Here is a 20,310-nt window from a genome sequence, read left to right on the forward strand (position 1 = left end):
TTTACTTTAGGGAAGAGTAATTTGTTTATTTTCAACTGATTCCTTATAAAGGACGATCGTATTTCCGATAATCTGTACTAATTCTGCCCTTGCCCCATCTGCAAGCTGCTGGGCAACCACATTTTTATCTTCGTCGCAATTTTGTAGGACACTTACTTTTAAGAGTTCCCTTGCCTCAAGTGCATCGGCAATTTGCTTCACCATATTCTCATTTACGCCGCCCTTTCCAACCTGAAAAATCGGATCTAAATGATGAGCTTTAGAGCGTAAGAATCTTTTCTGTTTTCCTGTTAACATGAATTAACCTCCGAGTTGTTTGAGCACAATTGCTCTCATTCGTTCTGCATCCGGGAAAGTCCCTGTCCATTTTTCAAAAGCAAGAGCCCCTTGAAAAACAAACATATCAATCCCATTTTGAATTTGTGCACCTTTTTGTTCCGCATCTTGTAAAAATTTAGTTTTCAGCGGATTGTAGATAATATCACAAACAATAGCCTGTTTAGTTAAGTTATCTAGTTTAAATGGCTGTTCAGAAATCTTCGGTGCCATCCCAATCATGGTTGTTTGGATAATTAAGTCGTAATCTTCCGAGACCTGTTCAGCTTCCTCCAAAGAAAAGGCAGTTGACGAGTTGGTATACGGACAATCATTAATAAGACTCCAAGCTTTCTCCACGGTCCGATTGGCAATGTCAATCTTAGCTGGTTTTTCCTTCGCCAAGGTAAAATAAATGCCTCTTGCGGCACCCCCAGCTCCAATCACAAGAATCTTTTTTCCCTCAATAGAAGCAAATTGTTTTTTCAATCCCGTTAGAAATCCAGGTCCGTCAGTATTATAACCGATCAAACGGCCGTCTTCATTAACGACGGTATTTACCGCACCAATTGCATTCGCCAGTTCGTCTACCCCATCAAGATAAGGGATGATACTGCTTTTATGAGGAACAGTTACATTAAATCCACCAACCCCAATTGCTTTTAAACCTTTCACAGCATCCTCGAGGTTCCCCGGTGCCACTTGAAAAGGGAGATAATGGCCATCGATTTGATAAAACGAAAATAAATTATTATGCATCACCGGAGACATAGAGTGCCCAATTGGATATCCAATAACCGCATATAGCTTTTTCACTTATTTCTCCCCACCCAATTTCACTTTTTATATTAATGATTTTCGTAATAATGCTTGAACACCTTTTGGAACATAGGCGATTACCTTTGCACCTGGTTCATTAACAGTCACCCAGCCAAGACCGGAAAAAACAATATCTGTCTTGGCTTCCTTAATAAAAAACTCTTGTTTGACAAGCTCTGGAAATGTTTCCAGTTGTTCTTGCCGTGGAGGGGTCAGCATTTCCCCAACATGGTTTTCATAAAGCATATCAGCATTTTCGGTTTTTGTCCGATGGATGTTTAAATCGTTGGAAAGATAACAAACAAAAGATCTTCTGCCTCCGCTTACGTAATCGAACCTGGCCAGCCCGCCAAAAAATAATGTCTGTCCCTCATTCAATTGAAAAACCATCGGCTTGATTTCTTTTTTTGGCGTAATCACTTTTAAATCCCTTTTATCTATAAAATGCGCCATTTGATGATGATTGATAATTCCCGGAGTATCCACTAATGATTTTCCGTCATCAAGTGGGATTTGAATAATATCTAGCGTAGTTCCCGGAAAGTGTGAGGTCGTAATGATATCACCTTCGCCGGTCACCTCTTTTATAATCCGATTGATAAAGGTAGATTTGCCGACATTCGTACAGCCGACTACATAGACGTCTTTTCCATTGCGGTATTCATCTATGGCAGCCGCTGTTTCTTTCATTGTCCAGCCCTTTGCAGCACTGACCAAAAATACCTCCTCAGGCCGCAAACCCAGCTCCCTTGATTCCTGCTTCATCCAGTGAATCAATTTATTATGTTTAACTGATTTCGGCAGCAAATCGACCTTATTGCCAACGAGGAGCACTTTATTGCCGCCCACAAACCGGTGCAGCCCAGGGAGCCAACTGCCGTTAAAGTCAAAAATATCGACAATCATAACAACCAACGCATCGGTTTTGCCGATTCCATTTAGTATTTTTAAAAAATCGTCATCTGTTAAGCTGACATCCTGTACTTCATTATAATGCTTGAGACGAAAGCATCTTTGGCAAATAATTGTCTCTTTTTCCAATGCGGAAGCGGGGGCATAACCAATTTTCTCAGGGTCTTCAGTCTGAACTTTTACTCCGCAGCCTATACAAACATATTGTAAGTCACTCACTAATTAATCCTCCCATGAAACCATTCCTTTTTTTCGAAACCAATTCAAAATCCGTCTTTCTGCAAAACGGTTAAATTTTGTGAAAAAGCCGTCTGTCTGCGCAACAGGTACTACCAAAATGGTATGGAAGCCGCCGCGGTTTCCGCCTAGTACATCGGTTAACAACTGATCGCCGATTACGACGGCCTCCTCTTTTTTTATGCCCATTTGTGTGATTGCTTTTTTAAAGGCCTTTGCAAGCGGCTTTCTGGCTTGAAAAATAAACGGAATATCGAGAGGATCTGCAAAGGCTCCTACCCGTTCTTTGTTATTGTTTGAAACAATCGTAACTAGAATATTTTGCTTTTTTAATTCCTCAAACCATTTAATTAAAGCGGGAGTTGCGTTTGGACGGTCCCATTCCACCAATGTATTATCCAAATCAGTAATAATTCCCTTTATGCCTCTGGATTTTAATTGTTCCGGAGTTATCTCAAGAATGCTCTTAACGTGTTCATCAGGTAAAAATTGTTTTAGCACTTAGCGTACACCTCATTAAATTACTAATCTTTGGTCATGAAGCCAAGGATTACCCTATTCTTGTACCATCATAACTAATTTTAACTTTGGTTTCAAAAGAAAAAGCAAAACCATTTTATCCTTAATCTTATTGTTCTTCAAATCACGGCAATACATGATATGTATGTATGCAAATTAGGCTGAATCATATCAGATTAATGAAGAAAAGAGCAGTTTTTTTAAAAAATAAAAATATTTTTCGACAAACATCTACTTTCTCAACGCCTGTGGATAACGTTATTAACATTATACCCTTTGAATCATACACTTTTTATTGCTTTATAAACAAGCTAATCACAAGTTATCCACTTTATCCTGTGGATAATTAGAACGATTGTTCTACAGGAATAAATTTGGTAGATTTAGGGTACACCATCTGAACTTACTATATTATGTCCCTTTTACAAAAATAGAACCATCAATTTAAAAGCCGGAGGTGGAATCAGACATGCGTAAACTTTCCGATGAATTACTGATTGAATCTTACTTTAAAGCAAGAGAGTTAAACCTAAGCAGCGAATTTATTAACCTTATTGAGTCCGAAATTCGCCGTCGGTCCCTTTCTTATAAAATAAAAAAATCATCATAATTATCTGCCCAAATGGGCTTTTCTTTTTGCCAAAAATAAATGAAAACCCGCTGATTGGCGAGTTCCATTAGGACAGTTCATGAGGCGTAGTTGAATTGACACTTTCTTATATCCAAAAGCGGGCGCTATTTTCGCGCCGTCTCATTTTATTTCAATAACGTCCCGATTTTTTCTCCGACTTTAATATCTTTAGGAGTTTCTAAAACCGCAGCAGGCTCGAAAATATTATGTTCAAACAGCAAAACCACTGTTGAACCAAAGGTAAAATAAGCCATTTCACCGCCTTTAGTTAACTCTGAACCCTCATGAATGGTTTCAATAGAATTGACAAACATAGCCCCTACCTTCACTATCGCCACATGCCCAAACTCTGTTTGAACTTCTGTAATGACACGGTAGTTTTTTGCCAGTGTACGCACTCCGTATTTCAGCCCGAGCTTATTTACAGGATAAGATTTTGAACCAAGCTTCCATTGTTTTGTAACGGTGCCACTTACCGGGCTATGAATCCGGTGGTAGTGACTTGGGCTTAAATATAGAATCATATATGTACCATTAAGATATTTTGGTAAAGCCCCTGCGTCACCCAGCATTTCTTCGATAGAATACGTTTTTCCTTTTACAAGAATCTCACTATTTTGATTGATTTTCCCAACATCTTCAATGACTGCGTCAACCGGGCTCACCACAGAATCTGCTGCTTCATCAATTTTCCGGGCATCCTTCTTCAGCCTCCTGACAAATAAATCATGCAGGGTAGTGTATTCGTGCAGTTCTTTCTCCATCTCTCCCAGATTGAGATGATAAACTCTTGCAAAGGAAGGGACAATAACACGGCTGGCACGGGACCTGGCAAATCTTTTTAAAAAGCTTGAAGTCCACCTTCCATTCGTTAATTCAATAAATAATCGGTAAAAGGACTGTATCACTGGTAATACCCCCAAATAGTGTAAAAATACTCTTTACGAACAGACATAAAACCCTTAAAATTAAATATTATAAAGTAAACTGTGGAAATAATAAATTCCTTCGGCTTGAAGAAAGGAGTGGAAGGTAAAAAATGTTTTTATTAGATGTTATAGATCAAACCATCAAGAAATTAAAATCGCAAACTGCAAATGTCATCACTTTAGCCAATTTATCATTGGGTGGATTTGCCATCGTGTTTGGCCTGCATGGAAATTTGCGATTAAGCTTATTGCTCATTTTTATTGCGGCATTGGCAGATCGATTTGATGGAATGATTGCCCGAAAATTTAATATTGAGTCAGAATTAGGCAAACAATTGGATTCCATGAGTGACATTATATCATTTGGAGTTGCCCCTGCACTATTACTATACCAAGGAATTTTAAATGAATTCGGCGGCCCCGGTTCATTTTTCACTGTATTTTATATTGGCTGCGGTGCCTTTCGTTTAGCAAGGTTTAATATTACAGAAAGCAACAGCTACTTTACTGGTCTGCCGATTACAGCTGCTGGCTGTTTGGCAACATTAAGCTTTTTGGCGATACCCTACCTGCCATCACAAACGTTCTTATTTATTATTATCATTCTTTCATTCCTTATGGTTAGCACCTTTAAGCTTAAAAAAGTTTAAAAATTCAAAATTCAATTCATTCGACTTACTTGGTACTTCCTACTAAGTAGGTCTTTTTTTATAATTTCCGCTAACACTCAAATAAAATTAACTGGACAGACACAATTTCCTGTTTTCTTCATAGGAATTAATAATAGGCTAAAGTCCAATAAAGATACGGGGTGGAAGTGAATGTCTGGAATCTTAACGGCTCTTGGCTATTTGGTTAAGGAATTTTTATTTCTTGTATCTTACGTAAAGAACAACGCCTTTCCTCAACCCCTATCTGCTGCAGATGAAAGAAAGTACCTGCGCTTGATGGCAGAAGGGGATTCCCATGCGCGAAATATGTTGATTGAACACAATTTGCGGCTGGTTGCCCATATCGTAAAAAAATTTGAAAATACCGGTGAGGATTCTGAGGATTTAATCTCGATTGGAACGATTGGGTTAATCAAGGCCATCGAAAGTTATTCGGAGGGTAAAGGAACAAAGCTGGCCACTTATGCTGCACGTTGTATAGAAAATGAAATTTTAATGCACCTTCGCGCTTTAAAGAAGACAAAAAAAGATGTTTCCCTGCACGACCCGATTGGCCAGGATAAAGAAGGGAATGAAATTTCCTTAATCGATGTCTTGAAATCAGAATCGGAAGATGTTATTGATACGATTCAGCTTAATATGGAACTTGAAAAAATCAAGAAATATATCGAAGTTTTAGACAGCCGGGAAAAAGAAGTGATTATCGGCCGCTTTGGTCTTGATTTGCAAAAAGAAAAAACCCAGCGCGAAATTGCCAAAGAGCTTGGCATCTCAAGAAGTTATGTATCTAGGATTGAAAAGCGGGCCCTGATGAAAATGTTCCATGAATTTTATCGGGCCGAGAAGGAAAAAAAGAAAAAAAGCTAATGGAAAAAAGAGCAGTTCACTCCTGCTCTTTTTTCCCTTTTAAAAATAAATTATTCCATGTTTTCCCGCCATCGGGGCTTTCATAAAGATCATTTTTATAAGTAGTAAAGGCCAGTTGATTCAGATTCTTTGGATTTACTGCCAAATATGTAATCGGATTATCATAGTCTAAGAATGGAATGGCAATATTCGTTTCCTCAGCCGTTGCGGGATTTAAAGTTTTTAAAAGTATTTTATCGTTTTCAACACTAGAGAATAAAAGAGAATCTCCGGCAAAAGTAAGAGCAGTAACCATAAATGGCTTTGTCACTAGCTTCATCGTGTTTCCATTATCGGTGGAATAATAAATGCCAGACCGGGTAGACATAGCCATAACGTCACCGTTGACCGGGTGGACAGCCATCATTCCAAGCGAATCTGCTTGAAAGTCTTTGAATTTACTAGGCTGCCAGGTCTTCCCGTTATCTTTGGAATAATTCACACCAGTATTTAACTGGTCCGTCTCTTGATCACTGATCACATAAAGATCTTTACCTGAAAAACTTGAGGCCATGAAAACATAGTTCCCTTTTCCGTAAAAGGCGAGCTTTTTTAAGGTCTTCCCTTTATTATCGCTTTTAACTATCCCAAGCGGATTTTTTAAACCTGTCCCTTTTTGCGGATGTCCGCTTGAGACAAAGCCATCTTCCACGGCCTGAAACCCCATGTATTGATGACGGTTCGTTGTCGTTTCAAGCCAAGTTGCTTCTTTATATATCTTTAGCCCATTATTTGCCGCAACATAGAGAGCGTTGTCATTACCGGGATAACCAATCCCGTAGATCCGTTTAACTCTTATAGATTTTGCTGCAGTAACATCAAACCTCGGCAGGACAGCAGTTTTTTGACCCTGTTCAGTCTTTTTAGATTCCTTCGTATTATTTGTGCAGCCAGCAGCTGTCAAAATAAACACGATTAAAATCGTAAAGTAAATTACCTTATGCCTCTTCACTTCTATTCCTCCAAGCGAGAATATTAATTCTTATCACTTATAACTCAGCCTTAGTATCATTGTCAAATAATCAGTTTATAGACAGTCCTTCAGCAGGAGCCTATTCACGAGGGCATACAGCCACATACACTATAAAAAAACAGGAAAGGGGGAATGTTGATGGCTTTTGGTTACCCATATGCCCCCGCCGGCTTTGGGGCTCCCTATGCTGGATATTCGGCCCCTTTCGCAGGGCGCGGCTGGATTTGGTTTGCAGTTGTGATTGTCCTCTTTATATTGCTGTTAATCTTCTTCGCCTGGTGGTGGTTTAGCTGTTTTTATTATTAAACTTTTTGTAGCTTATGCGTATTGGCATAAGCTTTTTCTATTCCTGTCTTGCCGTTTTGATGGAATCTTTTGAAAAATAGCAATATAATTAAGAACGTACATATAAAAAAGGAGGTCAAACTATGGCGGCGATTACATATTCAGATATTTGGAATCTTGATGTGTTTTTTAAAGGAGGAAGTGATTCCCCGGAATTGCAGAATCACCTGAAGGAAACCGAAGAATTAATTGACCTTTTCCAAACAAAAATAAATAACTGGACACCTAGCAATTCTGCCCACGATAGTGAAATCTTGCAAGAGGTGCTAAGTGATTTTGAGAAAACTGGAAAAAAACTTGGTCAGGCAGGTGCATTTATCGGTTGTCTGCTGGCACAAAATACTGAGGATAAAAAGGCCTACGCACTCGATTCACAGGTTACCGGATTAAGTGCAGCCTTCCAAACAGCGCTTGGTGCTTTTCACAATCTGCTGACATCAATTGACGATCAAGTATGGGATAACATTTTATCTCTAGCTTCAATAAAGGAGCTTGGTTTTATTTTATCGGAATGGCGTGAACGGGCTAAAGAGAAGCTTTCCAAAGAAGAGGAAGCACTCATAAACGCCCTTGGTGTGGACGGCTATCATAGCTGGGGGCAATTATATGACTTAATCGTTAGCAAAATCAAAGTTCCATTTACTGAAAATGGTGAAGAAAAACAACTGTCTGTCGGCCAGGCTTTCAATAAATTTTCCAACCCTGACAGAGAAATCCGACAAGCTGTTTTTGAAAACTGGGAAAAGGCATGGGGCGACCAGGCAGACTTCTTGGCAAAAACCTTAAATCATCTCTCCGGATTTCGATTAAACGTATACAAAAAACGGGGCTGGGATGAAGTGTTGAAGGAACCCCTTAGTATTAACAGAATGAAAAAAGAAACACTTGACACCATGTGGGCCGTTATCACAGAAAACAAGGAAAAACTCGTGAAATATTTGGAGCGGAAGGCACAACTCCTTGGCCTTGAAAAGTTAAGCTGGTTTGACCTTGATGCCCCATATGGCACAACAGAATCCAAATTTTCCTATCAGGAAGGTGCCCATTTTATTGAAGAAAACTTTGCAAAGTTCGGCGAAAAGCTTTCAGCATTTGCCAAAATGGCGTTTGAGGAGCAGTGGATTGAAGCAGCTGACAGGCCTGGCAAAGCACCGGGCGGATTCTGTACCTATCTGCCAGAGAGCGAACAGTCCCGCATTTTTATGACGTACTCAGGCACGCCGTCAAATGTCTCCACATTAGCACATGAGCTTGGACACGGCTTCCATACGTACGCAATGAGAGGTGTCCCGCATATCAACCGCTTATATGCGATGAACGTGGCCGAAACTGCCTCCACGTTTGCTGAGATGATTGTGGCCGACGCCTCTGTTAAGAGCGCGAGAAATGAGGAAGAAAAGCTGGTTCTCCTTGATGATAAGATTCAAAGAACCGTTGCCCTGTTGATGAACATCCATGCCCGATTCTTGTTTGAAACCCATTTTTACGAAGAAAGAAAGCAGGGACCTATTTCCGTTGAAAGGTTAAATGAGGTAATGTTAGAGGCACAAAGGGAAGCGTACTGTGACGCCCTTGAGGAGTATCATCCATTATTCTGGGCATCAAAGCTGCACTTCTTTATTACAGATGTTCCGTTCTATAACTTCCCTTATACATTTGGCTATCTTTTCTCATTAGGAATCTATGCACGGGCACTTGCAGAAGGGAAAGGCTACGAAGAAAAATACATTGCCTTGCTCCGTGATACAGCATCCATGACAGTGGAAGACCTTGCAGCAAAACATCTTCAGGTAAACCTGACAGAAAAAGATTTCTGGAAAAAGGCTGTAGGAATCTGTTTGGATGACATCGATGAATTCTTGGAGCTGACTGAAGGAAAATAATTAGCATTATAAAAGCATCGGCCAATTGGCCGATGCTTCTTTGTTATTCAACAACACTGATCTCAGCAGAGATTACACAGCCAATTGCGCCCGTAATAACGAAGGCTATTGCCACCATGAACATCTTCCCCACCCCTTAATGGATACTGCTTTCTTACCTTCAATTTATCATATTTTCACAGTATCTAACTTTAGGAAATGTGAACATTATGTTAAAAACTTCAATCCTCAACTGAAATTATGATTCCTTCTTATTAAACTTAAAAATAAGCGACAAAAGCAAAATATGCAGCGGCATGCTGACTACCTCCTTATCCGAAATTCCCTTGGCTAAGTGGTATCTTTCAAATCCCAGAAATAAGCTCCTCTTCCCTGCATTAAATAAATCATTATAAAAACCACCTTTCATTTTTTAATTTAGTTCCCACCTACATCACACGGTACATGGATATTTGCCGGTCTTTATTCTCCTCGTAAAGCTTGTTAATCCTTTCTTGATTAAGAGCTTCATCAAGGCTTTCTTTTCTTTTTGAAATCGTAATCGTTAAAAACAATATATTCAGGGTCATGATTATCACTTCCTTTTGTTTAAACCCCTTAAAATTCCCTTACATTAGCTGATGCATAGAAATCTGACGGTCCTTGTTCTGCTCATATAAACGTTCAACCATCTCCTGCTGGACAGCCTCTTCTAGACTAATTTCTCTTTTTTTGAATGTAACTGTTACAAAAAATAAATTTAAAGTCATTTTCATCACTTTCCTTTCTGCGGCCTAAATTCTCCATTACATGAACTGATGGATAGAAGTCTGGCGATCCCTGTTTTGCTCGTAAAGCTTTTCAATCATTTCCTGCTGAGCGGCTTCCTGCAATGTTACTTTTCTTTTTCGAATTGTGATCGTGAAGAATAAAATATTCAGTGTCATATTGATCACCTCCTCATAAGATTATTTCTGTTAGTCCAACAACATTTTTAATTTATGCAGTACATATCCAATCGGCTCGTAAAAAGGGCACAAAAAGGCCGCAAGAAGATAGTTCCTTGCGGCCGTTCCAGAAAAAAGGGCACAAAAATACCGCAAGGCGTCATTCTCCCTGCGGCATGGATATGTAGATGCAAATTAACACACTAAGCAATCCATTCCAATCTGGTCGAATGCATGATATTCAAATATTCAGTTAGAGCCATTGCTTTCGGGACAAAACTCGTTGCATTAATCGTTAATAACATTACCTTCGACCTCCTTTTGGAATTTTTTACTTGCTACGGTAATTATATCCACATAAAGGTGTTTTGTAAACCACTTTTTAGAAATTTTTTTCAAATGTAGTCAAATGCCCCAAGATATTAAGTGTTAGGCATCTTTTCAAGAATTTACATACTGTTTATCGGAATTTTGTATGGTAAAGTGGTTTAGTAGATTTAATAAAGAAGGGGTGAATCAGCTGTGAAGCAGAAAACGCGAAGTCTTTATGAGAAGAGGGTTGATTTTAAGCGGTTTGGAACTGTTTTATTGGCTGTGGGAATCTTTTTCTTTATCGGTGTCATTATTCCGTCCGATACAAAAACGGATATGGATCTAAATATATTCATTCTTACCTCTATGTCCTTCCTAGCTGGATCGGTACTTTTCTTTACTTTTTCAAAACAATGCGAAATGAAATTACTAGAGATAGAGGAAGAACAGGACTATTACTCGAAGAAATAAGCGCCTCTGCTGTGATGAGGCGCTTTTTTGTTGATCATGGACAGTAATTATAAAGCCTTTACCATTTTCATAACTAATGTTGCCGAATTCGTGGCTGCTTTATCGATAAACTGATCAAAGGAAATTTCTGACTCTTTCCCGGCAATATCCGAAAGGGAACGAATAATTACAAATGGAACACCAAACCGAAAGGCGACCTGTGCAATCGCTGCTGCTTCCATTTCTACTGCCTGCAGATTTTTAAATTTCCCGCGGATAAATTCCACTTTTTTAGGGTCCTCCATAAAGGAATCACCTGTTGCAATTAAGCCTCTAACAATCTGAAAATTTTCCAATTCCCCTGCTGCTGCTTCGGCAATCGACATTAACTTTTCATCAGCCAAGAAAGCTGCCGGCAGCTGGGGTACCTGGCCATATTCATAATCAAAGGCAGTTACATCAACGTCGTGGTGGCGCACTTCCGTTGAAATGACTGCATCTCCCACATTCAGGTCTGGATTTAAACCACCGGCAGAACCAGTGTTGATGATGCAATCTGGCTTATATTTATCCAATAGAATGGTTGTAGACATGGCGGCATTTACCTTACCAATTCCTGAGCGTAACAGGATGACATCCTTGCCGTGCATTTTTCCAAAGGTAAATTCACAACCAGCTACTTCTTCTTTTGTTTGTCCTTCAATATGGTCTCTTAGTAAGGTTACTTCCTCTTCCATTGCACCAATGATAGCAATCTTCATATGTATAAACCTCTCTCCTAAAAGCTTTTGCTTTATTTTTCGCTTAAACGATTGTTTTATTATTTTTCTTCAAATTGGTACATCGTATCCGCAAACATCATTGTACCTTTTTTACTTACAGCTTGCTATCAAATCATTGATTTAGAATAAATATTTCATTAGAATTATTAATGGAAGGAGGTTGTATAAGTGAATTTTCAACTTGATTTTATTGAAGATAAGGTGGAGTTTTTTGAAGCTGGGGATTTAAAAACGCTGGAAAAGAAAATCGCGAACCAAATCGAGGTTAACAAAGGAATTCTATTAGGGGTCCATTCTGTTTCCCATCAAGTCCATGTAAATGAAAAAGGACAAACCTACTTTTCGGCAGTGGTTCATTTTAAAAAGAAATAGGATGGAACCGATTATGGCCCATCCTACTCTGCTATTGCTGGATTTCCGCTAATTCTTCAACCCTTGTCGGCATCCAGCCTTCGCCATCAACCCACTTAATATATACATTGTATTTTTGCTGTTTATCCTTGGATGCAACTGTAGCAAATGATGCATTTGAGGTGGTTTTATCCCTGCCGATCCAGTAAACAGTCATATTCCCAGAATCCAGCCCTGTTGCATAGGAGACGGCCTTCAGCATTTCCTGCCAATCAACTGAAGATTGATCATAGACAGCTGTATGTTCTCCTGCTTGCGTTGTTCCGACTGGCTTCCAAGTTGGATTTTCAATGGTTTTTACCACATTAGGAGAAGTCCCCCCATCTGAAATAACAGCCTGTGAATCATCAGCGTTTTCCGGTTCGGTGGCTTCCTCGCTTTGTTTTTCATCTTCCTCATTGGCTGCTTTATCTGCTGAAGCTTTTTCCTTTTTCTTGGTATCTTCAGCCTTTTTCTCTTTAGGTGCTGCCTGTTTTTGTTCTTGTTTCGGTGTTTCCTGTATATTCAAAGCTTTTTCTTCACTTCCGGAAGCAAAAATATTATAAGCTACAATAATAATTAAGGCTAGGACAATAATAATTAAACTATTTAAAACAATATTCGTTTTTTTTCTTTTGGCACGGTATGTGGAACGCGAATTTTGATTGAAATCATTATTCAAAAATAATCCCTCCTAATAAAATAGGCTGTGAATATTTTAACATGATTTCAAAAGAACTTGAAGGAATTTCCTCGATTAACCAGTTAATTATGAAATTACTCCAGCTCTGACAGCATTTTCACCATATCGGCAAATAATAAATTAACCCCGCCTTCATTTTCTGTCACATCTAAATTAACCGTTACTAGTGCATATTTTGGATTCTGATAGGGAAAATAGCCAGCAAACCACTTATTATGCAGCTGCTTGCCATCCTCATATTTACCTGTTTCTGCTGTACCAGATTTTCCAGCCACCTCATATGGAAGTTCCTTAAACCAGCGGCCTGTCCCATTCGGGTTCAATACGACCTCTCTTAGCAATTTTTGCAGTTTCATCGCCGTAAATGGGGAAATGGAATCTCCTTTAAGCGGCTCTTCAGGGAAATTAACCATCGTAGTTCCGTTCTTATACTCTATTTTTGAAACGGCGCGGACTGTTTCTTTCTTGCCACCCCTGGCGATGCTCGCCATCATATTGGCAACAGCAAGTGGAGTTGCCCTGACCTCATTCTGGCCAATTCCGGACATCGCGGCAAAGTTCGGATCCTTTCTGGCCTCTTCGGACAAAAAGACCCTGCCCTTGTCTTCATTATCAAACTGTTTGAAATCACTTGTATGATAAACATCTCCCTGCCAGCCGACAGAACCAGTTAAGGACAACTTCTCTGCATACTCTTCCAAAAGATTCGGGTCGATCTTTTGCAACTCCTTCGTAAGTTCACCAAAGGTGCGATTACAGCTTCTGGCAAAACTGTCCGTAAAATTCAACATGCCGTAATTATATTTTAATTCCGGCTTGCCATTGATTTTTTTACTGCAGTCAAACAGTCTATTTGGATTATCAAGATTATGGTCGATAGCGGCCGCTGCAACAACTGTTTTAAAAACAGAACCCATGATTTGCTGTTTTAGCATTCTATTAGTAATACCGGCACCGCTATATGGATCCTTCTTATTGACTTCAGGCCTTGAAACCATGGCGAGCACACTGTTGTCCTCGATATTCAGCAGAACCAGTCCACCTTTTTTAATTTGGTACTTATCAACCAAATCCTCTGCTTTTTGCTGAATTGTTTTATCAATGGTTGTCCGAACATTGACAGGATAAAATGGATTGGCAGGATCAACATATTTAACGTTTATTCCAAATAAAGGCGCCCCGCCCCCGTCCACGTGGTAGACAAGCTTCGATTTCCCTTCAGGAAGAAGGAATTCATCGAAGCTTTCCTCAAGTCCTGAAACACCTATTAAGGTTTTCTCGGACAGCTCTTTATTGGGATAACGCTTTTTCAATTCGGCTGCATTTTCTCCTGTCAGTCCAAGCAATTGTTCTGCCGGCACATTTGCCCTTTCAAATTTCTTCTCTATCGCAAATACGCCTGGTATGTTTAACGCGTTGATTCTTTCCATCTGTGATGGTGTCAATTCTATTGGGGCCGGGTCACCGTAGGCAAATGGTTTTTTCGCTGAGTTCACCGCATTTTTCAAAGCAATTTCCGATATGCCTGAGATGTCGGACACCTTTTTGATATCCCAGTCGAGCTTTTTTAAAAATGGGAATAACACAAGTACACTGACTTTTTTATGCGTCAGCATGGTGCCGTTTCGATCCAGAAAGTTCCCCCTGCCATTATCAATCACCAGTTCCTGCGTCCTCTGCTGGACACTGTCTTCAAGCAAATTCACATTATGCTTGGAAAAGGTTTCTGTCTCAAACAATTGAATCTGCATAAGACGACCCAATAAAAGCATAAAGCAAACGATACAAATTATAAGCCAGCCTTTTGCTCTTCTTCTCCACATAAAAAACACCTCGTCAAAAGTTTTGACGAGGTTTAGCATTTTCAAACTATTCAGGCTGATTTTTCCTTATTTTATACTAACAATGCGGACACTCATCTCTCCGCCAGGGGTTTGGACAGATACCTGGTCCCCTACCTTTTTGCCCATTAAGCTCTTGGCAATTGGAGAATCGTTAGAAATTTTCCCTTCAAACGGATCTGCCTCAGCACTTCCAACGATGGTATAGGTTTCTTCCTCTCCATCCGGAAGCTCGACAAATGTTACGGAGCTGCCTAGTGACACAGTATCGCCAGCCAATTCGCCTTCGCTAATTATTTTAGCATTACGGATCATATTTTCTAATGTAGTAATTCTGCCTTCAACGAATGCTTGTTCTTCTTTAGCAGAATCGTACTCGGAGTTTTCAGATAAATCCCCAAAACTTCTGGCGATTTTAATTCTTTCTACTACCTCTTTACGCTTAACCGTTTTTAGATATTCAAGTTCCTGTTCTAATTTTTCTTTTCCTGCCTGTGTCATTGGAAAAACTTTTTCTGCAGCCAAAACCCTCACTCCTTCTAGTCTCACAACCCCCATAGATTGTGTATGTATGATATGTAAACATTATGCCCATTGGCAAAAAATTGATAGCAGCGCGTCCTATTACAGGGCGCGCAGCTATTATTCATCCATTTTGTGGACTTTTTTAGGATTATCACTTGCTATTGTTTCATAAAAATGACTTTTGTTCAAGAATTGTTTGAATTTTTGTGACCATTAAATCAATTGCCACATGATTATGCCCGCCTTCAGGAATAATGATATCAGCATAGCGCTTGGTCGGCTCAATAAATTGGTTATGCATTGGGCGGACAACATTGACATATTGGTCTATTACCGAATCTAGTGTACGTCCGCGTTCCTGAATATCGCGCTGGAGGCGGCGGATAATGCGGAGATCTGCATCGGTATCGACGAATAATTTAATATCCATTAAATCGCGAAGCCGCTCGTCTTCAAGAACCAAAATTCCCTCTAATATGATAACATCCTTCGGCTCTACTACAATCACCTGGTCAGAGCGTGTATGAATGGAATAATCATATACCGGCTTTTCAATCAGCTCATACCTTAAGAGCTGTTCGATATGCTCGATAAGTAAATCCGTATCGAAAGCAAGCGGATGATCATAATTCGTTTTTAAGCGCTCCTCAAACGGCAGATGGCTTTGATCTTTATAGTAATAATCCTGTTCAAGCATTAAAATCGAGTGACCCTTAAAGCTTTCATATATCGCTTTTGACACACTCGTTTTACCGGAGCCCGACCCCCCGGCAACACCGATCACAACCGGCCTATGCATCATGCTAGTTCTCCTTTCGCATCATGTTGTTAGGATAAACCGGTTTGTCCATTTTAAATCGTACAATTTGAAGCGGATGTCTTGCCGCATCCAATTCATTTCCTTTTTCATCCCAAATTTTTTCGATTACATGGGTAAAGTTCTCAATTTCCGGTCCGAAGAATTCAACTTCATCACCAGGTTTGAAGTGATTACGCTGCTGCAGGGTAACCATTTGCGTTTCATTGTCATAGTCCAAGACAAGACCGACAAAATCAAAACTAGTCTTTTTGCTATGATTACCAAACATTTGCTCTTTATACCCAGGAACGCCCTCGAAAAAGGCCGGAGCCGTTTCACGGTTGGCACATTTATCCAGCTCGTCAAGCCATTCCTTTTTAATCACAAAATGATCTGGGTCTGCACAATAAGCATCAATTACTTTACGATAAACACTTACCACTGTAGCAATGTAGTGAATCGACTTCATCCGTCCTTCAATTTTCAAGCTGTCGATGCCAATCTCAATCATTTTCGGAATGGACTGTATAAGGTTTAAATCCTTTGGGCTCATTGCAAACGGAGAATCCCCCTCCGCAAATAACGCATTTTCATCCATGCCCTCTAACTGATACAGGTCATAATCCCAGCGGCATGATTGACAGCAGCCGCCGCGGTTAGAATCGCGGGCTGTCATATGATTGGAAAGGGTACAACGGCCGGAATAAGCGATACACATCGCTCCATGGATGAAGGTTTCAATTTCAATATCTACCTTCTCTTTCATTTCACGGATTTCTTCCGCACTAGTTTCCCTCGCCAATACGACACGCTCAAGCCCCTCTTCCTTCCAAAATTGGATGGCTTTCCAGTTAGAAAGAGATTGCTGTGTACTTAAATGTACTTCGATTTCCGGTGCCAGCCTGCGGCAGGTTTCAATAATCAGCGGGTCTGCCACGATGATTCCGGCAATTCCCGCCTCTTTTAAACCAAGTATATATTCTTCCAGTCCGGGAATATTTTCATTATGGGCATAAATATTAGTGGTTACATAAATTTTAGCCCCGTACCTTTTTGCAAACTCTACGCCTTCTTTGATTTCTTCCAGCGAGAAATTATCGGCATTGGAGCGCAGTCCATATTCCTGGCCGCCGATAAACACGGCATCGGCACCGTACTGGACAGCAATTTTCAACTTTTCGAGATTGCCTGCAGGAGCTAGGAGTTCCGGCTTTTTGACAATGACGCGTTTTCCATCAATAATCTCTGAAATCTTATCTTTCACAATACTCATGAATTGAACCCCTCCCTTTCTAATTTAATAAACTGTTTCTTTAAAATAGAATCCTGTATCTAACGGACGATTAGCTGGCTGGATTTCCTCTACTGCTTCTAATAGCTCGTCCTTTTTGTCCTCATAATTATCTGAGTCTTCAAAATAAAGGTCAATTGCTTCGCGGTATAGCTTTGTAACAGCTAAAATATATTCTGGACTCTTTAGGATTCCATCAATTTTAAAAGAATCCACTCCAGCCTCAAGCATATCCTGCAGCTCATCGATAATGCAGATATCATTTGGGCTCATAATATGAGTTCCATTTTCATCTTCAAAAATCGGGTATTTGTTCTCGCGCTCCTTGTCATGGAGGAACATATTCTTTTGCTGTTTACGGTTTTCGATTTCCATGACTTTGCCTTGGTATTCAAAATAGTTGCCTAAGAGCGAACGCTTCGATTGAAACATGCAGCTCATTCCATGAACGAGAACTTCAATTTCAACCTCTGCTTTTTCTTTTATTTCCACGATTGAATCCATGTTAATTTCGCGGGCAAGGACAGCTCTTTTCGCTCCTTTTCTTCCCCAATAGTTACAGGTATACCAGTTGGTGCCAGTTGTCTCAGTGCTCCAATGCAGCTTCATTTCCGGGGCTGTTTCTTTTACTGCCATTAGTACAGCCGGATCACCAAATATAATAGCATCAGCCTTTGCATCAGACACAAAACGAATATAATCGTTCAGCTCGGGAAGTTTATCATTATGAAAAATGGCATTCATAGCCACGTATACTTCTTTTCCTTTTGAGTGAGCCAATTCAATAGCCTTTTGCACGTCACTTCGAGTAAATTCCCCCGCCAGTCTCAAGCCGTACCGCTGCTCTCCGACAACAAAGGCATCAGCCCCTGCCTCTGCCAATGGCAAAATGTCATCAACAGAAATGGGAGTTACCAATAGTTCTGTCTTTTTCATTTTATTCACCTCTTCGTTTACTGATCGCGACCCCATCACCGACCGGGAGAATAACTGTATCAAAACCCTTATGATTCATTAACCAGCGGTTAAATTCGTTAATTTTTTTGACAAGGTTCCGCGTCCTTTTAGACTCTATTTCTGATTCTGCAACAAGTCCTTTAAATAAGACATTATCTGTAATAATCAAGCCATCAGTTTTTAAATATTTAGAGTAAATTTCAAAGAATTTTTGATATTGCCCTTTAGCGGCATCAATAAAAATAGCATCGTAAGGAGCATGACCGTTTACGCGCTCTTCAACATCAAGTGCATCCCCTTCGATGAGAAAAATATTTTCATGATAATCAGATCTAGCAATAAATTCTTTTGCCAATTGAATGCGTTCTTCATCCCGCTCAATCGTGATAATGTTCGAACATGGCAATGCAAAAGCCATTCTCAATGCAGAGTACCCAATGGCGGTGCCCACTTCAAGAATATTTTGGGCACCATGGATCCTTAACATTTGAAGCATTGCTTCCATTCCGGCCAGCTCCATAATTGGAACATGATGCTCGTTGGCATAACTCTCCATTTCCATTAATAAAGAATGACGCTCCGGAATTAGACCTTCTATATAAGAATGCAGCTTTTCATTTAACAAGCTGCTTCACCTCAATCCTTTTTCGCTAATAAAAAAGTATAAGTGCACTAAGGAATGCTTCATGAGCATTCGCATCGAAACCCAAAAACTGTGCTTTTGAGTGAACTGCGCCTCATGAACCGCCCTTACGGACCCGCCAGTTGCGTGTTTTCTTTACCTGCAGTGTTGCCAAAATGCGGCTCTTTAGACATAAAAAATAGCGTTCACAGAAAAACAACGAACCGAGCAATAATCATTCGGCACATTGACACTGGCAGTAAACCGCCAAAATAACCTGTGAGTGACGCTATAGATAGCTTATGAAACACTTTAGTATTCTACCATAAAAAAAGAGGGAATGCGAACAATTCCCTCAGGTGACGTACTATTTTTTACTGGAAATATGCTTGGCTTTTTCCTCATTATGTTCTTCTAGCGTTTTGGTGAAAATAACCGTGCCGTCCTCTGCTGCCAGGAAATAATAATAATCCGTTTGTTCCGGTTCTAACGCAGCTTCAATGGAAGATTTTCCAGCATTAGCAATCGGACCAGGTGGAAGTCCGGGATTTTTATACGTATTGTAAGGAGAATTCACTTCCAAATCCTTATAGACCACTCTTTCCTTATGTTTCCCTTGGGCATATAGAACGGTTGGGTCCGTTTGCAGCGGCATCCCCTTTTCCATCCGATTATAAAAGACGCTGGTAATCTTTTTTCGGTCAGCTTTCTCGGTTGCCTCTTCCTCGACCAAGGATGCCATTGTAAGGAGCTGATGAACAGACAGCTTTTTTTCTTTTGCCTCATCTGTGTAGTCAGCAAGGACTTCTCTCGTTTTATCAAGCATGGCTGTAACTATTTCCTCGACCGATGGATTCGGTTTAAAGAATGGATAGGTGGCTGGATATAAATATCCCTCTAGCGGATACATGATTGAAGGGTTCAAGATTTCATTTGTTAAAATATCAGGGTATTTTGCCATTAATGTTTTGATAAATTCTTTATCATTTAATTTGGCAAGTACCTGTGCCTCATCCTGATTTGTTGCCTTCGCAATAATGGCGGCAATTTCCTTAAGCTGCTTTCCTTCCGGGATAGCAATTTTAAACGATGCCTTGGCAAGGACCTTGCCTGTTTTCAAGCGGCTGACAATTTCAGGAACATCCATGGAAGGACTTAATTGATAGTCCCCCGCCATAAAGCCGCCTTCATTTTTGAGCTTTACATAATATTTGAACACCTTGGCATCCTTAATGATCCCGTTTTGCTCAAGTCTTTCGCCTATCCCGGTTACTGAGGAGCCAATCGGAATTTCCACGTTTTTCTGTACCTTACTGTTGGAATCTACCGGTTTTAGTGCTGATTGTATATAGAGGTATCCCCCGCCGCCAATAAGGACGATGGTAACCACCAATAAAATCGTAATAATTAAAACAATCCTTCTGACGATTCGTGCTTCACTCTGATGTTCGAGCATTTTTTGTCGAATTACATGCTTCTTGTCTTCTGTCATCTAATTTCCCCCTTCCCTGTTAGCATGGGTGCTTTATTATTTTTCTATAAACTTGAACCATGTCGTAATAATTTCAGCAT

Annotated in this window: 25 protein-coding genes; 7 read left to right on the top strand and 18 right to left on the bottom strand. The window is 40.0% G+C overall.

The features are described from left to right. Positions 1–6: 6 nt before the first annotated feature. Genes yhbY through ACZ5AE_RS21965 form a run of 4 tightly spaced genes read right to left on the bottom strand, consistent with a single transcriptional unit; the run spans position 7 to position 2,784 of the window. On the bottom strand, positions 7–297 hold the full coding sequence (gene yhbY, locus ACZ5AE_RS21950; RefSeq protein WP_464566667.1) for a ribosome assembly RNA-binding protein YhbY: 291 nt from the start codon (positions 295–297) through the stop codon (positions 7–9). Between the two features lie 3 nt (positions 298–300). Further along, positions 301–1,131 carry a shikimate dehydrogenase gene (gene aroE, locus ACZ5AE_RS21955; protein WP_464566668.1) on the bottom strand — a complete coding sequence of 277 codons (831 nt, stop codon included), beginning with the start codon at positions 1,129–1,131 and terminating at the stop codon, positions 301–303. A 27-nt stretch (positions 1,132–1,158) separates the two neighbouring features. After that, positions 1,159–2,265 carry a ribosome biogenesis GTPase YqeH gene (gene yqeH / locus ACZ5AE_RS21960; RefSeq protein ID WP_464566669.1) on the bottom strand — a complete coding sequence of 369 codons (1,107 nt, stop codon included), beginning with the start codon at positions 2,263–2,265 and terminating at the stop codon, positions 1,159–1,161. A gap of 3 nt (positions 2,266–2,268) precedes the next feature. Continuing rightward, positions 2,269–2,784, bottom strand: coding sequence for a YqeG family HAD IIIA-type phosphatase (locus ACZ5AE_RS21965; RefSeq protein ID WP_464566670.1), 516 nt, complete (start codon positions 2,782–2,784; stop codon positions 2,269–2,271). A gap of 487 nt (positions 2,785–3,271) precedes the next feature. On the opposite strand from ACZ5AE_RS21965, the gene sda reads away from it, so the two are divergent. Further along, on the top strand, positions 3,272–3,412 hold the full coding sequence (gene sda / locus ACZ5AE_RS21970; protein WP_213144787.1) for a sporulation histidine kinase inhibitor Sda: 141 nt from the start codon (positions 3,272–3,274) through the stop codon (positions 3,410–3,412). A 146-nt stretch (positions 3,413–3,558) separates the two neighbouring features. Here the strand turns inward: sda and ACZ5AE_RS21975 are convergent, their stop codons facing one another. Further along, positions 3,559–4,341, bottom strand: a complete 783-nt coding sequence (locus ACZ5AE_RS21975) for a phosphatidylserine decarboxylase (RefSeq protein ID WP_464566671.1) — start codon at positions 4,339–4,341, stop codon at positions 3,559–3,561. 131 nt (positions 4,342–4,472) lie between these two features. Between ACZ5AE_RS21975 and pssA the strand changes: the two genes are divergently transcribed. Both pssA and sigK read left to right on the top strand, forming a co-directional pair. Next, positions 4,473–5,012 (top strand): CDP-diacylglycerol--serine O-phosphatidyltransferase, encoded by a 540-nt coding sequence (pssA, locus tag ACZ5AE_RS21980; protein WP_464566672.1) that lies wholly within the window; start codon positions 4,473–4,475, stop codon positions 5,010–5,012. A gap of 171 nt (positions 5,013–5,183) precedes the next feature. Beyond that, positions 5,184–5,900 (top strand): RNA polymerase sporulation sigma factor SigK, encoded by a 717-nt coding sequence (sigK, locus tag ACZ5AE_RS21985; protein WP_464566673.1) that lies wholly within the window; start codon positions 5,184–5,186, stop codon positions 5,898–5,900. A gap of 16 nt (positions 5,901–5,916) precedes the next feature. On the opposite strand, the gene ACZ5AE_RS21990 is transcribed toward sigK, so the two are convergent. Continuing rightward, the gene (locus tag ACZ5AE_RS21990; RefSeq protein WP_464566674.1) at positions 5,917–6,891 is read right to left on the bottom strand and encodes a F510_1955 family glycosylhydrolase; all 975 of its coding nucleotides are present in this window, start codon (positions 6,889–6,891) and stop codon (positions 5,917–5,919) included. 159 nt (positions 6,892–7,050) lie between these two features. Here ACZ5AE_RS21990 and ACZ5AE_RS21995 point away from each other — a divergent pair, with 159 nt between their 5' ends. Continuing rightward, entirely contained in the window at positions 7,051–7,218 is a 168-nt protein-coding gene (locus ACZ5AE_RS21995; RefSeq protein ID WP_464566675.1) for a hypothetical protein, read from the top strand. 122 nt (positions 7,219–7,340) lie between these two features. Beyond that, a complete protein-coding gene (locus ACZ5AE_RS22000) occupies positions 7,341–9,140 on the top strand; it encodes a M3 family oligoendopeptidase (protein WP_464566676.1) in 1,800 nt (599 codons plus the stop codon). 428 nt (positions 9,141–9,568) lie between these two features. On the opposite strand, the gene ACZ5AE_RS22005 is transcribed toward ACZ5AE_RS22000, so the two are convergent. Genes ACZ5AE_RS22005 through ACZ5AE_RS22015 form a run of 3 tightly spaced genes read right to left on the bottom strand, consistent with a single transcriptional unit; the run spans position 9,569 to position 10,066 of the window. Continuing rightward, positions 9,569–9,709, bottom strand: coding sequence for a YrzI family small protein (locus tag ACZ5AE_RS22005; protein ID WP_213144781.1), 141 nt, complete (start codon positions 9,707–9,709; stop codon positions 9,569–9,571). A 39-nt stretch (positions 9,710–9,748) separates the two neighbouring features. Then, positions 9,749–9,895, bottom strand: coding sequence for a YrzI family small protein (locus tag ACZ5AE_RS22010; protein WP_464573707.1), 147 nt, complete (start codon positions 9,893–9,895; stop codon positions 9,749–9,751). A gap of 30 nt (positions 9,896–9,925) precedes the next feature. Next, complete coding sequence (locus ACZ5AE_RS22015; RefSeq protein ID WP_464566677.1) at positions 9,926–10,066, bottom strand: YrzI family small protein; 141 nt, start codon at positions 10,064–10,066, stop codon at positions 9,926–9,928. A gap of 522 nt (positions 10,067–10,588) precedes the next feature. On the opposite strand from ACZ5AE_RS22015, the gene ACZ5AE_RS22020 reads away from it, so the two are divergent. Beyond that, on the top strand, positions 10,589–10,849 hold the full coding sequence (locus ACZ5AE_RS22020) for a YrhC family protein (RefSeq protein WP_464566678.1): 261 nt from the start codon (positions 10,589–10,591) through the stop codon (positions 10,847–10,849). 47 nt (positions 10,850–10,896) lie between these two features. Here ACZ5AE_RS22020 and mtnN read toward each other — a convergent pair whose 3' ends face one another. After that, entirely contained in the window at positions 10,897–11,589 is a 693-nt protein-coding gene (gene mtnN, locus ACZ5AE_RS22025) for a 5'-methylthioadenosine/S-adenosylhomocysteine nucleosidase (protein ID WP_213144777.1), read from the bottom strand. A gap of 189 nt (positions 11,590–11,778) precedes the next feature. Here mtnN and ACZ5AE_RS22030 point away from each other — a divergent pair, with 189 nt between their 5' ends. Beyond that, positions 11,779–11,982 (top strand): YrzA family protein, encoded by a 204-nt coding sequence (locus ACZ5AE_RS22030; protein ID WP_213120089.1) that lies wholly within the window; start codon positions 11,779–11,781, stop codon positions 11,980–11,982. 31 nt (positions 11,983–12,013) lie between these two features. On the opposite strand, the gene ACZ5AE_RS22035 is transcribed toward ACZ5AE_RS22030, so the two are convergent. The 8 genes from ACZ5AE_RS22035 to mltG form a co-directional block, all read right to left on the bottom strand. Next, positions 12,014–12,682 (bottom strand): YrrS family protein, encoded by a 669-nt coding sequence (locus ACZ5AE_RS22035; RefSeq protein WP_464566679.1) that lies wholly within the window; start codon positions 12,680–12,682, stop codon positions 12,014–12,016. 95 nt (positions 12,683–12,777) lie between these two features. Continuing rightward, positions 12,778–14,526 (bottom strand): peptidoglycan D,D-transpeptidase FtsI family protein, encoded by a 1,749-nt coding sequence (locus ACZ5AE_RS22040; protein ID WP_464566680.1) that lies wholly within the window; start codon positions 14,524–14,526, stop codon positions 12,778–12,780. Between the two features lie 66 nt (positions 14,527–14,592). Next, positions 14,593–15,069: a transcription elongation factor GreA gene (greA, locus tag ACZ5AE_RS22045; RefSeq protein ID WP_464566681.1), complete on the bottom strand. Its 477-nt coding sequence runs from the start codon at positions 15,067–15,069 to the stop codon at positions 14,593–14,595. 166 nt (positions 15,070–15,235) lie between these two features. After that, positions 15,236–15,871, bottom strand: a complete 636-nt coding sequence (gene udk, locus ACZ5AE_RS22050; RefSeq protein WP_464566682.1) for a uridine kinase — start codon at positions 15,869–15,871, stop codon at positions 15,236–15,238. Position 15,872: 1 nt separating this feature from the next. After that, complete coding sequence (locus ACZ5AE_RS22055; RefSeq protein WP_464566683.1) at positions 15,873–17,141, bottom strand: peptidase U32 family protein; 1,269 nt, start codon at positions 17,139–17,141, stop codon at positions 15,873–15,875. A 24-nt stretch (positions 17,142–17,165) separates the two neighbouring features. Beyond that, entirely contained in the window at positions 17,166–18,095 is a 930-nt protein-coding gene (locus ACZ5AE_RS22060; protein ID WP_464566684.1) for a peptidase U32 family protein, read from the bottom strand. A gap of 1 nt (position 18,096) precedes the next feature. Next, positions 18,097–18,741, bottom strand: a complete 645-nt coding sequence (locus ACZ5AE_RS22065) for an O-methyltransferase (protein WP_464566685.1) — start codon at positions 18,739–18,741, stop codon at positions 18,097–18,099. Positions 18,742–19,105: 364 nt separating this feature from the next. Beyond that, positions 19,106–20,230: an endolytic transglycosylase MltG gene (gene mltG, locus ACZ5AE_RS22070; RefSeq protein ID WP_464566686.1), complete on the bottom strand. Its 1,125-nt coding sequence runs from the start codon at positions 20,228–20,230 to the stop codon at positions 19,106–19,108. Between the last annotated feature and the right edge of the window lie 80 nt (positions 20,231–20,310).

Source organism: Neobacillus sp. S1227 (assembly GCF_055385255.1).